General features: G+C 41.2%; 12 protein-coding genes, 1 tRNA gene and 1 pseudogene. 11 read left to right on the top strand and 3 right to left on the bottom strand.

Features of this window, described 5'->3' with window-relative positions:
• Positions 1–30: 30 nt before the first annotated feature.
• The 10 genes and pseudogenes from IR173_RS09755 to IR173_RS09710 all read left to right on the top strand — a co-directional run bounded on the left by IR173_RS09755 (position 31) and on the right by IR173_RS09710 (position 10,921).
• Entirely contained in the window at positions 31–1,212 is a 1,182-nt protein-coding gene (locus IR173_RS09755; protein ID WP_237039445.1) for a DUF4876 domain-containing protein, read from the top strand.
• 2 nt (positions 1,213–1,214) lie between these two features.
• On the top strand, positions 1,215–2,756 hold the full coding sequence (locus IR173_RS09750) for a DUF6850 family outer membrane beta-barrel protein (RefSeq protein ID WP_237039444.1): 1,542 nt from the start codon (positions 1,215–1,217) through the stop codon (positions 2,754–2,756).
• A gap of 47 nt (positions 2,757–2,803) precedes the next feature.
• Entirely contained in the window at positions 2,804–3,037 is a 234-nt protein-coding gene (locus tag IR173_RS09745) for an ATP-binding protein (protein ID WP_237039443.1), read from the top strand.
• Positions 3,038–3,129: 92 nt separating this feature from the next.
• Entirely contained in the window at positions 3,130–4,989 is a 1,860-nt protein-coding gene (locus tag IR173_RS09740) for an AraC family transcriptional regulator (RefSeq protein WP_237039442.1), read from the top strand.
• A 114-nt stretch (positions 4,990–5,103) separates the two neighbouring features.
• Positions 5,104–7,428 (top strand): outer membrane beta-barrel family protein, encoded by a 2,325-nt coding sequence (locus tag IR173_RS09735; protein ID WP_237039441.1) that lies wholly within the window; start codon positions 5,104–5,106, stop codon positions 7,426–7,428.
• A gap of 46 nt (positions 7,429–7,474) precedes the next feature.
• Complete coding sequence (locus IR173_RS09730; protein WP_237039440.1) at positions 7,475–7,909, top strand: SecDF P1 head subdomain-containing protein; 435 nt, start codon at positions 7,475–7,477, stop codon at positions 7,907–7,909.
• 5 nt (positions 7,910–7,914) lie between these two features.
• The gene (locus IR173_RS09725) at positions 7,915–8,382 is read left to right on the top strand and encodes a hypothetical protein (RefSeq protein ID WP_237039439.1); all 468 of its coding nucleotides are present in this window, start codon (positions 7,915–7,917) and stop codon (positions 8,380–8,382) included.
• A gap of 222 nt (positions 8,383–8,604) precedes the next feature.
• Entirely contained in the window at positions 8,605–8,826 is a 222-nt protein-coding gene (locus IR173_RS09720) for a hypothetical protein (protein WP_237039438.1), read from the top strand.
• 711 nt (positions 8,827–9,537) lie between these two features.
• Positions 9,538–10,062 (top strand): annotated as a pseudogene (locus tag IR173_RS09715) (site-specific integrase); the annotation flags it as partial.
• Between the two features lie 268 nt (positions 10,063–10,330).
• Positions 10,331–10,921 carry an ORF6N domain-containing protein gene (locus tag IR173_RS09710; RefSeq protein WP_237039437.1) on the top strand — a complete coding sequence of 197 codons (591 nt, stop codon included), beginning with the start codon at positions 10,331–10,333 and terminating at the stop codon, positions 10,919–10,921.
• 90 nt (positions 10,922–11,011) lie between these two features.
• On the opposite strand, the gene IR173_RS09705 is transcribed toward IR173_RS09710, so the two are convergent.
• From IR173_RS09705 to IR173_RS09695, 3 genes are all read right to left on the bottom strand, one after another.
• The gene (locus IR173_RS09705; RefSeq protein WP_237039436.1) at positions 11,012–11,188 is read right to left on the bottom strand and encodes a hypothetical protein; all 177 of its coding nucleotides are present in this window, start codon (positions 11,186–11,188) and stop codon (positions 11,012–11,014) included.
• A gap of 90 nt (positions 11,189–11,278) precedes the next feature.
• Positions 11,279–12,088 carry a Fic family protein gene (locus tag IR173_RS09700; protein ID WP_237039435.1) on the bottom strand — a complete coding sequence of 270 codons (810 nt, stop codon included), beginning with the start codon at positions 12,086–12,088 and terminating at the stop codon, positions 11,279–11,281.
• A 164-nt stretch (positions 12,089–12,252) separates the two neighbouring features.
• Positions 12,253–12,336, bottom strand: a tRNA-Leu gene (locus tag IR173_RS09695).
• Positions 12,337–12,520: 184 nt separating this feature from the next.
• Here IR173_RS09695 and IR173_RS09690 point away from each other — a divergent pair.
• Complete coding sequence (locus tag IR173_RS09690) at positions 12,521–13,564, top strand: mannose-1-phosphate guanylyltransferase (RefSeq protein WP_237039434.1); 1,044 nt, start codon at positions 12,521–12,523, stop codon at positions 13,562–13,564.
• Positions 13,565–13,577 lie beyond the last annotated feature (13 nt).

Below are 13,577 nucleotides of genomic sequence, written 5' to 3'. Positions count from 1 at the left end.
ATACGACCTATTAAACATCACAAATCAATTATGAAAATAAAGTTTTATCTGTTCATCCTCCTTGCCGTATCCCTTTTTTCGTGTTCAGAAAAAGAAGAGAGCAACTCATGTATGATAGATATACAAGTTATTGCACCGGAAGGCTATGACACATTGCCTTATGAAAAAATCAATGTCGTCCTGACCAACCAGAACCAAGGCATCACTTATACCATGCCTTGTTCGTCCGAAGGACTCGCCGCCTTTCGTGTGGAATACGGTTATTACACTGCTTCGGCGCACTACCAAACGGCATCGGGCTTAATCTTCAGTGGCAGAACCGAAGCTTTATCTTTGTTATCCGAGCAATATGAAGGAACTGCAAAAGTGCAACTGTCTCGTTCACGGAGCAACGCACTCATTATTAAAGAAATTTATTACGGCGGATGCATAGGTAGAAAAGGAGAGGAATATCAATCCGACCAATATCTCATTCTCCATAATAATTCGGAAGAGACACTCTATCTGGACAGCTTATGTGTAGCCATCGTCGACCCTGCATCCAGCCTGCAATCTCCATGGATCAAATATACCGACATGAAGCGTATCCCCATCAACGACGTAACCTGGCAATTTCCCGGTACCGGAACAGAGTATCCCTTACATCCCGGTGAAGAAATCAGCATAGCCACTAATGCAGTAGACCACACGGGAGGCGAATATCAGCATACCAATTCTGTAGACCTATCCAAAGCGGACTGGGCATTTTGGGATGTAAGCCTCAGTCAGCAGGACATTACTGCCGGAGTAAGGCCAATGAAGATGCTTCTCAACCTGAATACCAATATATGGATGTATCCTCTTCCCGCAATCGGACCGACCATGATTGTATTTAAAATAGAAGGCAAGTCTGCCGAAAGTTATGTCAACGACATATCCAATCGGGAGAACCGGCCCCAATCTTCCAATACAAAGAAATTCTACCTGATGATTCCCAAAGAATGGGTAATTGACTGCGTGGAATGCGTGGCAAGTGCAGATCGCATCTCCTACAAGCGGGTACCGGATGAACTGGACAGTGGAGCAGCCTATCTTCCGGACGGCCCCTATACCGGCAAATCGCTGATTCGGAAAAGTAGTCTGAATGAAGACGGCCGCATCATTTATCAGGATACCAATAATTCCTCAAACGATATGATAACCACTGTGCCCACTCTGAAAAACAGGAAATGACAATGAGAAAACGAATCACATTATCCATATTGCTTCTAATGACCGGTATCCTCACTTTTGCCCGACCCGACTCATTACATATATATTCTATGGAAGAAATTTACAGGCAAAACAGTTGGCTGGACGGTGAAAACCCAATCGGTCTGTCTTTCAATTCTTTTCATGCATTCTCCATCGCGAAAGCGGGATACAGCCATCAGAAAGGGAATTTGGGTAATACCGCCTTTCCCTCATCGGCAGACAATTACTCCATATACAGTGAGTCATTTCAACAATTGGGAAAAGCTTCTGTGTATGGTAAGATGGGATATAGAAACAGCCAAAAACACCGCATAAACTGGAACGGAATGACAGGCGACTATTGGCAAAGCCTCAACCTATGCGATTCGGTCAGCGGAAAACAAAGTGCCGAACAATATCAATTGGCAGGAGCATTCTCTCTACCGGTATCTGCACATTGGATGGTCGGCAGTCGGTTGGACTACCTTGTTGAATTGACAGCGAAAGATACAGACCCCAGAAACAAGAATCAATGGATGGAATGGGAATTTACTCCCAGCATCGGCTATCAGAACAAAGCGATTCGCTGGGGTGCTTCTTTTCTATACTCGAGCAAAAAAGAGAAAGTCGATTATCAGAATATAGGTGCACACAGCACTTATCCTTTCTTTATTTCTTATCCGCTGGGATTCTTCAAGACACTGCCGGGAAATGAGAATGTCGACTGGCATTATAGTGCGGAAGAACTGGGAGGAGCTTTACAACTAGAAAATAAATTCGGAGCGCTTCATTTATATCAGGAGATTAGCGGAAGGACGGGTGAACAGGATATAGTCAGCCGCCAAATACAGAACAAGAAAGAAGGCGAAACCGACTTATGGAGGATAAAATACAACGCCCGCCTTACAAGGCACTCCGCCACCCACTTCCATGAATGGAATGTACGCATTGTATACAATAATTCAGAGAGTTACGACCCGCTTCAGCAACAGGATGTAAACGGAATATGGCACACGTACGGAAAAGCCCTCCGTTCTGCTTCCAAACAGAATGAATACGCTTTGGAATATGGGTATTACCGACTGCGAGACGACCAACATCCGCAGTTTTCGCTCGTCTCGGGCGTTCTGTATAATACAAGTAAACAGACTATTTTCTTTTATCCTATTAAATATGTACAACCGGCACACCGCTTTACGCTGCATAGTACCCTCACTCACAGTCTCAGGCTGAAATCGGGAGAGATGAATTGCAGAATAGGATTAAAATATGGCAAAGGAAGCGGAGATATAATGAAGAAAGAACAATCACAAACCGGTCAAAGTATGCCGGATATCAAGTTGTGGAAGAATCCGGAGAGGTTAGAAGAAAACTTTAATATTTTAACAGAGCCTCGATGGAGTGCCCGAGCCTCTATTTTATACACTCATACGTCTGACTTACAATGGTTTATTGGTATAGAAGGAGAATATGAGAAAGCCAACGGTAATCCTTCTTATGAAAATAAAAAGTATTTTTCCTTGCAGTTTGGCTTGTTATTTTAATTAGAATGAGTAATTTTGATAAAACTAACATTTAAAACACTAGAATTATGGAAAACAAAGAATCATTGGGGAACTCTAAAAAAGAGCCAATGCCAGTAGGAAAATGGAAAATTGACCAAAAAAAATGCAATGGATGTGGAGAGTGTGTAGAGGCATGTTCTATTGGTCTTCTTTACATAGATAAAGAATCACAACTTGTAGTGTTGAAAAACGAAAATTATTGTAACGAATGTGCCGATTGTGCTAGTGTCTGTGCATATCGAGCTATAACTTTCGTCTAAAGGAACTATTATAAGTGAAGATCTTATATTTAATCCTTTTATTATGCTTATGCATCTGTTGCACTAAACACAAGCAAAAGGAAGTTTATGAATTGCAACAAATATGCTCTAAAGTTGCAATTTCATCATCTTCCTTTGATTCGCTATTAATCATAATACAAAAGCAACCTATCAACGAACAAGTAAAGTATGCTATCCAAATAGCAGAAAGAAATGAAAATAAAGCAAACACAATACAAAAACAAAAAGATTTGTTAATGCATTTCTTACCATTTGCTTCAAACAGAGAACGAAAAAGCATACTATTGCGTGTAATTGAGCTATGCAATAAATTAGAACTTAGAAATACAAATACTATAATATCGGACATAGAATTTAATTATATTCATGAGCTAGAAACAAATTATTCATTAACTCAAGAAGAAAAATGGAAAGTGAAACGGCTCAAAGCTCAATTACTTAACAGAAGAGGAAAACAAGAAGAATATCTACCTATTTGGTTTGAATTACTTAAAGAGCACCGTATAGCCAATATTCCCCAATATATTGTTGATGATTTACTCATTATCGCTAATCACCTAAGTAGGTTAGGTGATTATAATCAAGCTATCTCTACGTACGAAGAGGCATACCAATTAATCATAGCCAATCAGTTAAGTAACTTTGAGAACACTTGTTTACCACCATTAATCAAGCTATTAGCTGATAATAAAAATTACTCTAAAGCCCTGTATTATTATAATGATGCTATCAAGCATAATAAAGAAATAGTCACGATTTCTCCTTCTATCCAAAATCTGTTAGTAACGTGCTGTTTAGGTCTCCACAAGCCAGATAGCGCACGCATTGTTTTATCTGAAAGATTAAACGGAAAAGAAAGGAACAGTTTCTTCCTTAACTGTAAAATGTCTGAAAGCTACATCATTGAAGAAAAAGAAGACTCTGCCATATATTTCATAAACAAAGCCATTGAAACCAATCCCAATATAAAGAATCTGCCTAATTATTCGTTATCAACTTTTTCTTATTTAGCAAACTTATTACATAAACATCAAAAAGAACAACAAGCAAACTATTATTACTCAATGGTAGAGCCTTTAATGAAAGAGTCCAGCCAAGTAGCCCCATTATTAGAAAGACAAATTGAGGCACTAACCAGTTTCAGCCATTTCTGTCGTTCTACCAAACAATATAAGAAAGCACTCGAATTAATTGCTCACAGAGACTCTGTTCAACAAATTTACAATGAAATGCAAAAGGAAAAAGACAGCAAAAACTTGGCAGACCGGCTTGAAATTCAAGAACTCCAATTCAACCTGGAGAAAAAAGACACAGAATTGGAATATTCCCGCCATTTGACGTATGCAATCATCATAAGTATTATGATATTTATTGCACTCAGCCCCATTGCATTCTACCTTATAAAATGGAAAATCACCAGTTCGCAAAACAAAGCCAAGAAGAAAGCACCGCTTCAAGAGACTGTCAACAACCGGCAGGACAAACAGCAGAAGGCAACTGTTATCTCCCCATCCAAAAACATAGACCGCCCCAAAAGCCCGACACAGCAAAATGCGACCTTATTCGCATACATTCATACCGTTGTCATAGACCACAACAGATTCTTAAGCAAGGATTTGTCTATTGAATTCGTTACCAAAGAAGTAAAAAGTAACCGTGACTATGTGTCAAAGGCTGTCAACATGTGTACCGGCATGGACTTTACTACATGGATTAATAATCTCCGTATCGATTACGCTATAGCCGCCATACACAAAGAACCGACCCTAGACCTCGGCACTTTATCAGAACAATGTGGATTCAAATCCTATGCAACCTTCAACCGCAATTTTAAACGCTACAAAGGAATTACCCCCAGAGCCTTTATCGCAAACATCAATAAAGCCGCCTTCTCTAAAAAGTATAAAACCGCTCCCGATAAATGCAGTTAGAGCCGACTTAAAAAACAGTAGCGCCGGCTAAAGTTTCCGACTATTTACTTGTAGATACCAATAATTTTCGCGACATTGCCCCCGAAAGAGTATAGCGAACACATTTACCACGATATGAAAGCACTTAATATTGCATTACTTATATTGGCTTGCCAAGGCATAATCACCGGACTTTTTGCACAAACAGTCAGTGGAAAATTAGTAGACGAAGAGAACAAACCGATGCCATACGCCAACGTGGTACTGCTGTCACTCCCCGACTCTGCCTTCGTGACCGGAACGATAAGCGGAGAGGACGGAACATTCAGTCTGAACGCAACACCCCCACACCAAATCATACGCATCTCCTCTATCGGATATGCCACCATATACCGACCGATAAATCCTGCCGACATAGGTGTTGTCCAACTGACGGCAGACACACACCAGCTCGGTGCAGTGACCGTAAAAGCCGACTTGCCCAAAATGCGTCTGAAGGGCGATGCGATGGTGACCACAGTTACCGGCAGCGTATTGGAAAAATCCGGTACAGGAAACGATTTGCTCGACAAGATACCGGGTATTTCGGCTGAAGAAGGGACGGTAAATGTGTTCGGAAGAGGAACGGCAGAAATCTACATCAACGGAAGAAAAGTGAGAAGCAGCTCGGAACTGGAGCAACTTTCTTCAGACAACGTAAAGAGTGTGGAAGTGGTGCGCAATCCGGGAGCACGCTACGACGCTTCCGTGAAAGCCGTTGTGCGCATCATCACCAAGAAATCGCAAGGCGAAGGGTTCGGCTTCGACAACCGGCTCGTGACACGCAACCGCCGCACGTATGGCTGGAGCGTCTATGACCAGTTCAACTTCAACTACCGCAAAAACGGCTTCGACCTCTCCGGCAGTTTATTCGGAGGCACATTGCGGGGCGGAAACAACCAGCAGATTATCATCAATACCCATTTGGACAAGTTATGGCAGCAAAAGATGGACGGCTCATACGCCAAGACAAAACGCAGCAACATAGAAGGCACACTCGCCATGAGTTATCAGTTCAATGAAAAACATTCCATGGGAATCCGCTACAACATAGACCGCTATATGGCTACCCATGGAGACTGGCGATATCTCACACAAGTGTTCTCCGACAACCAACTTTACGAGAAGAGTTTCAGCCGGATGATGCTTTACGACCCTTCCACCAGCCACAACCTGAACTATTACTACAACGGACAGATAAACAACTGGAACATCGACTTCAATGCCGACGGCTTATGGAGCCCTACCAAAGAAACGCAGAACACGACGGAAATCATCAACGAACACGATGAAAACCATGTCAATACCTTCAATGAAAACAACAATACACTTTATGCCGCCAAGCTGGTACTTTCACACCCTCTGTGGCAAGGCAATTTATCATTTGGAGGTGAATACTCGCATACCGGACGCACCAATCTCTACCTCAACCCGGAAGGTATCCTTGCCGATGATGACAGCGAGATAAAGGAAGGGGCAGCCTCCATGTTTGTGGACTATACACGGTCCTTCGGTGATGTAAGCATACAGGCAGGCATCCGATACGAGCACGTGGGCTTCGACTACTACGAAAAAGGCAAACACATAGACGTACAAAGCCGTAAGTTCGATAACATATTCCCATCGCTGAACATCAATTTCCCCATCGGAAAGACACAGGTGCAGCTCAGCTATGCAGGAGACATCGCCCGCCCTTCTTACGACAATCTGCGAAACAACACCTATTATGCCAACCGCTATACCTATCAGACAGGAAACCCTTTCCTGACTCCGACCATGACGCAAAACATCTTGCTGTCAGCCTCTTACCAATGGCTGAATGTCTCCGTGGGATACAGCCGCGTGAAAGACGACATGATGCAGATATCAGAAAACTATTCGGAAGAGAACCCCACCATTTCACTACTGAAAGTGGTAAACACCGAATCCTACGACCGCATGACAGCATCACTGACAGTGGCGCCCACCGTCGGGCTGTGGAAACCGCAGTTCACGGCAGAGCTCTACAAGCAGTGGTTCTCCATCAAAACCCACAACGGCATGATGTCACTCAACAATCCTGTCGGCACATTCGTCTGGCGCAATAACTTCTCGCTGCCTGCCGGTATATTACTGGATGTAAACGCCGCCTACACCACTTGCGGACACAACCAGAACATGTACCAGCAAAAAGATGCGTGCAATGTTTCGCTGGCTTTATACAAAGCCTTCTTCGACAACCGGCTGAGCATGCAACTGCAAGCCAATAATCTTTTAGAAACCGATGATGCGGACGTAGTGATATACAGTGGCATACGCACGATGAGCGATTATATCACCCAGTTCCGACAGGTCACTTTCACCCTGCGCTACAAGTTCAATGCTGCAAAGAACAAGTATAAAGGAACAGGAGCCGGACAGAGCCAGAAGAGCCGTATGTAAGCCTATCGATAAGAAAGACATTGAAAAACAGATAAATCAATCAAATATGGAACTCAGAAATCTATTTGGCATACTCCTTCCCATTGCCTGCCTCACCTCATGCCTTGCTTCATGCAACCGAAACCACAAGTCACGACAGTATGAGAACGGATGGTATCACATCATATCCGAACAAAAAGACAGCATTGACCCTGAACCGATTGTGACTGTAAAAGACTTTAGTGCACTCCGACTGGACACCGACGCCTTCGGCAGATATGCAATAACCGGAAAAGTGAGTCAACACAAGCAAAACAAATGGGCGGACGAAACGGAAAAAGCGATAGGACGGCAAATAGCCTTTATTTTCAACGATTCTGTTATTACAAACCCGCAAGTAAACGGAAGGATAGAAAGCGGTTCTTTTCAGATAACGTCTTTTCAAGACGACAGACTACCCGATATCTACCGACAACTTAAAAAGGAACAACATCTAAAATAAATACTATGGCAAGAGAATTGAATTTTACACTGGAAGGCGCACAAGGCAATTTAAAATTAGAGTACGGCCCTTTTAAACAACGTTTATATCAAGACGGAAGAGAGATTAAAAGACAAGGACGGTTTAATCCGAAGTATCATATAACCAATACCAATGGAGAACAAGAAGAAATAAAGGTCGTCTACGGACTTGACTTTGTCCATGTCGCAGTGTTCCGCGGGCGAAAAATCGATTTGGAAGAACGCCTGTCTACCCGCGAGTATATTGTGGGTGGACTGCCTGTGTTACTTATCCTCCTAGGCGGACTAATCGGTGCTTTATTTGGAATCATAGGCGCAACGTTCAATTACAATTATATGCGGAAAGAAAAATCTTTTGTGAAACAACTGCTTGTCTCCTTAGCTGTCTCCGTTGCCTGCTATATAGCTTATTTCATACTCGCCATTTGCCTCCAATTACTAGTAGTGGGATAAATCCTCCCACAAAGTAAATCCCTACAAACAACCCCGCTGTTGGTTCATGCTCGGAACAAGCAGCGGGAAAATCTATTAGCCATTCGATTCACCTACTTATCAAAGTGGCTATTAAATATTAGAATCATACTCTCATTTTCTTTTTATTGAGAAAATGTCTTGTTTCCTGTTTCTACAACTGAATGTAGTTCATCAACAACCGGGAAGTACGTCCGTTACATCATGAACACTTCCAGTGATATGTATCAAGGCAGCTTTGCGCCCTGCTTCTTCTCTTGCCTGTTCGTAGGCATTCTTCAACCCCTCATTCATCTGTTGATAAGGGAACCGGTAGTGAGTGGATACCTCGTCACCACCCTTTCAGCCTCCTTTCATTCGTCAAAAAGGAAATTGCTGAAGGCAGATTGTGAAGGGACTTGGAAAGCATGGCTGAAGGGAGGATGAGGGGATGTCCTGTCATCTTTAACCAACTGTTCGTCAGTGCGTTAAATTTAAAATGTAAGGATGAACGGAGAAGAAGGAATGAGCAGCTTTGTGAGGGGATGTAATCTACCCCTACCTTAAAAACATGCCGAACTTTTTTAAAAAGATGGTGAAGTTTTTTGGAAAGGCGCTGAAGTTTTTTGGAAAGGTGGTGAAGTTTTTTGGAAACATAAAGAGCTTTTTGGGAAACACAAAGGTCTTTTTTCAACATTCAGTGTGGGCTGCCTATTTTTAAATGTTGTACGCATCAGGCTTCACACATACGGTGACACAAGCCTACACGGACGTACGCATAAGCCTACACGTATATACGCATCGGGCTACACGGACGTACGCATAAGCCTGCATGTATATATGTCATTGTGTCAGGCTCCGTACATATTCTGTGCCGGGTGATTGGATTAGTTTGTCTCCCCTTTTTGACAAACGCCACCTCCCGCTATCGCTTCCGGTTCAACGTGCAGACATTTGATCCGGCGGAAGAATTTAATCTGGGGCAGTAGAAATTTAGAGGGGAGGAGTAAACATATAAATTAGATAAGTAACAAACAACTATTACAGCTCAGGAAAGACTTCAACAGTTAAGAATATACAAAAAACGCCCAATTTACATTCTTGGGTGTAAAACTGGGTGTTTATTTTGCAATTTACTGATTTTCAGCGTTTATTGCGGAGAGACAGGTTCTCATCAATTGCCACTATAAGAATGAAAATCCGATGGTAAGACGTGCGTTTATCTTCTGCCTGTATTGTGGCTTGCGCTTTTGTGATGTGAAAGACCTTACTTATAAAAATATAAACTACTCGAACAAATTGTTGAAGTTTGAACAGAATAAGACGAAAGGTCATTCTTCTGCCAGTGGTGTAGTCATCCCTTTGAATGATGGTTTACTCTCTATCATCGGTGAAGCCCCTGCGGATGGAAACAAAGATGTACTTATTTTCGACTTGCCGACTTATGAAAGTTACTCCAAGTCACTAAGACGTTGGGTAAAGAGGGCAGGAATTGATAAGCACATTAGCTGGCATTGCGCCCCCCACTCATTTGCAGTGAATATCCTTAACAATGGTGCTAATATTAAAACGGTAGCCAGTTTGCTCGGACATAGTGGGTTGAAACATACGGAGAAATAGACCCGTGCAGTGGATAAGTTGAAGGAAGGGGCTATTAATAGTCTACCTGAATTAAAGCTTTGAAAATAAAAATAGTAACTTTGCACAAAAAGTAAAAAGATGAACTTTGAATCGTTAGTGAATCATGCCAATATTAGACTATGATATGTTTGGATTAGAGATTCGGCGGTCAGCAACCGCCAAATTCACTATACCAAATTGACGGATGCCATTCGCCGAATTAGAAAAGCAAGATTCGGCACACGCTGTGTGCCAAATTCATAATGCTTAAAAATAGGCGTTCTCTTATACTAAAGTTTGAATAGTTCTTTATATAAACAGCTTATAAATTATGGAATTACAGGTTATTCAGAATAAAATATACGAAGTCAGAGGTCAAAAGATAATGCTCGACTTTGATTTAGCTGAACTTTATGGGAGTGAAACTAAACGACTGAAAGAAGCAGTAAGAAGAAACCTCAAACGCTTCCCCAGCGATTTCATGTTCGAATTGACAAAGGAAGAGTTTGAAAGTTTGAGGTCGCAAATTGCGTCCTCAAACAAAAGAGGTGGTACACGATATATGCCTTTCGCTTTTACTGAGCAAGGCGTTGCTATGCTTTCATCTGTACTAAACAGCGAATCTGCCATCGAAATAAACATATCTATCATGCGTGCTTTCGTTACAGTACGCCAATACTTGTCTTCCTTAAATAGCACAACTAAGGAAATCGAAGAACTAAAACAACGCATGAAAATGTTGGAAGAAGACAATGAAGACACAATAGCAGCAGTCAATGACCTTAGCGAAGATACCCGAAAAAAGCTTGATGATATTTACTTGGCACTATCACAATTAGCAGAGAAACAAAAGCATATTAATAAACAAACAGAACGTAGACCTATTGGGTTTGCTCACTATAAAGAAAATAACAATAAGTAGGCACTCAAATAAACTATATAGAAGATAAACATAAAAATTGGATTCAACTAATAAATAAAAAAGGGGCACTGTCCACCATTTTGAAGGCAGTTATAAGCATTCTTCTACTTTCTCAATATTCCAACCACTTTCTATTTTGTAGAAATATACAATATATCTAACATTATTAACAATAACGATAACATATCCTTTTTCCGGTACACCTGTTATACCGTAAGTTTGAGCAATCAAAATATTTGCTTTATGATAAATTTGCACTAAGTCCATATTAAACTTTTTTAATTCTACACAAAGTTACTCTAATCCATAAATAGCAATTCTTGTCTTAATATAATATTAAAGGTACCGATATACATATCAAAACATAAAACTGAATCCTTTCTTCTGCGAAACTTTAAACCTTTCAATCTCCAAAGAAAGCGATTTTTTCAACTGTTCTGCCATAAAGTCCAAGAAAGGCAGGTTGGTTTCTTCGTCCTGACATTGCCGTAGGGAAAGGATATATTCTTCTCTATCCTCTTTGAATATCTTGGTAGGGAAAAGGTGATAGCAAAACTGGATATAGTTCATCAGCAATCTAGCTGTTCTGCCGTTACCATCCACCCATGGATGTATGGTTACTAAATTAAGGTGGGCATTAAAACTCAATTCATATTGTTCCCGAAATGTTCCCACGGTCTTTTGCTTCTCTTGCAGTAGAACGCAAAGTTCATCCACCTTAGCAGGAACTTTCAAATAGTTCATATAAGAATGTCCGCCAACACCAGCCGTAACACCACATAAGCGAAACTCTCCTTTAGAAGAATCAAAAGAGCCACCCATCACACTGTGAACGCTGCCTGTGGTACGCATCAACGCAGCATTTAACCTTTGTAGAAAAGCAGGAGTTATCGTTACAAGACCGTCTGATTCAGTTTTGGCAAGTTCATACGCTTGCTTCAAATCCTCATTCATCAGATGATGAACAAGCGGTTTCCCTTTCGCTGTTACTCCCTCGTCAAAGAGAAGCTGCGTATCAAGTTCGGTCAATGTTGAGCCTTCTATGGCTGTGGAATGGGTAATGAGAGAATAAAGGTAGTACTTATCATAGTCCACCGCTTCACTGATACCAAGTTTTTGAAACTTCTGGTACAACAGTTCTATCTCTTGCCAAACACCTTGTTCCATTACTTTTATTTAATAGGCTTTATTTCTTTTCAAAGGTAACTTATTTACTACGTTCAACCAAAGGAAACAATAACTTACTGCTATATTTTTTGCACGTGTGGGGAAAATTCAAGCAAAAGAAAAAGCTAAGTAATGAATTATCAATTACTTAGCTTTCATTCTTGTACCCAGACCCGGGGTCGAACCGGGATGGAAGTGAATCCACTGGTGTTTGAGACCAGCGCGTCTACCGATTCCGCCATCTGGGCATCTCTTGAAACATTGTTTGTTTCTCGATTGCGGTTGCAAAGGTACGACTTTTTTTCATACCTGCAAACTTTTCGGCGTTTTTTTTCAAAAAAAGATAAATATACCATCATTTATGGTAGATTGAACAAGGGAAATATAAAAATAAGCCCTATATTAGCACAAACTTTAAAACGATTCAATATCATGACGAACAGCAATAATTATTGTGTAATCATGGGGGGAGGTATCGGAAGCCGATTTTGGCCATATAGCCGTAAAAATCTCCCTAAGCAATTCCTTGATTTCTTTGGTACAGGACGTTCTCTTATCCAACAGACATTCGACAGATACAAGAAAATCGTCCCATTAGAGAATATATTCGTAACAACCAATGTGCTATATAAGGAATTAGTCCAAGAGCAACTTCCTGAATTAAAAGAAGAACAAATTTTATTGGAACCGACAAGAAGAAGCACGGCACCGTGCATTGCATGGGCTTCCTATCATATTAAAGAAATAAACCCCAATGCAAATGTCATCGTTGCACCGTCTGACCATCTGATTCTGAAAGAAGATGAATTTAAAGAGGCCATCATAAAAGGACTGGAATTTGTTTCACAGTCTCCACAATTGCTTACTCTAGGGATTAAGCCCAACCGCCCGGAAACCGGTTATGGCTACATACAGATAGATGAAGAGAAACAAGGGGATTTCTTTAAAGTCAAAACCTTTATCGAGAAACCGCAACTGGACTTTGCCAAAGTATTCGTTGAAAGCGGGGAGTTCTATTGGAATTCCGGAATTTTCCTTTGGAATATCAACACAATTATCAATGCATTCAACGAAATAATGCCGGAAGTGTGCTCCAAATTATCCGAAGGCGAAGAAGACTTTGCTTCATGTCCTAACATATCTATTGATTACGGCATCATGGAAAAAGCAAACAATGTCTTTGTACAACTATGTGACTTCGGATGGGCTGATTTGGGAACCTGGAGTTCTCTTTATGATGTCGCGCCAAAAGACGAGAATGAGAATGTAGCAATTAACGGCAATTCCTTATTATATAATTGCAAACAGAATGTGGTTGTGGTACCGGAAGGAAAGTTAGCAGTGATCCAAGACCTAGAAGGTTATCTGGTGGCTGCAACCGACAATGTGCTGCTTATCTGCAAAAAAGATGACGAAAGTGCCATCCGTAAGTTTGTCAACGATGTCCAGATTAAACTAGGAGACAGGTTCGTGTAACAGACAAGACCGT

Origin of the sequence: Phocaeicola faecalis (assembly GCF_021730445.1) — a bacterium.
Taxonomy (GTDB): domain Bacteria; phylum Bacteroidota; class Bacteroidia; order Bacteroidales; family Bacteroidaceae; genus Phocaeicola; species Phocaeicola faecalis.
The sequence above is the reverse complement of the archived record's forward strand: the minus strand, read 5'-3'. Positions and strand labels throughout refer to the sequence as shown.

Coding starts and splice junctions, on each gene's coding strand:
- IR173_RS09755 (WP_237039445.1), top strand. CDS start 31: ATGAAAATAAAGTTTTATCTGTTCATCCTCCTTGCCGTATCCCTTTTT.
- IR173_RS09750 (WP_237039444.1), top strand. CDS start 1,215: ATGAGAAAACGAATCACATTATCCATATTGCTTCTAATGACCGGTATC.
- IR173_RS09745 (WP_237039443.1), top strand. CDS start 2,804: ATGGAAAACAAAGAATCATTGGGGAACTCTAAAAAAGAGCCAATGCCA.
- IR173_RS09735 (WP_237039441.1), top strand. CDS start 5,104: ATGAAAGCACTTAATATTGCATTACTTATATTGGCTTGCCAAGGCATA.
- IR173_RS09730 (WP_237039440.1), top strand. CDS start 7,475: ATGGAACTCAGAAATCTATTTGGCATACTCCTTCCCATTGCCTGCCTC.
- IR173_RS09725 (WP_237039439.1), top strand. CDS start 7,915: ATGGCAAGAGAATTGAATTTTACACTGGAAGGCGCACAAGGCAATTTA.
- IR173_RS09720 (WP_237039438.1), top strand. CDS start 8,605: ATGAACACTTCCAGTGATATGTATCAAGGCAGCTTTGCGCCCTGCTTC.
- IR173_RS09710 (WP_237039437.1), top strand. CDS start 10,331: ATGGAATTACAGGTTATTCAGAATAAAATATACGAAGTCAGAGGTCAA.
- IR173_RS09705 (WP_237039436.1), bottom strand. CDS start 11,188: ATGGACTTAGTGCAAATTTATCATAAAGCAAATATTTTGATTGCTCAA.
- IR173_RS09700 (WP_237039435.1), bottom strand. CDS start 12,088: ATGGAACAAGGTGTTTGGCAAGAGATAGAACTGTTGTACCAGAAGTTT.
- IR173_RS09690 (WP_237039434.1), top strand. CDS start 12,521: ATGACGAACAGCAATAATTATTGTGTAATCATGGGGGGAGGTATCGGA.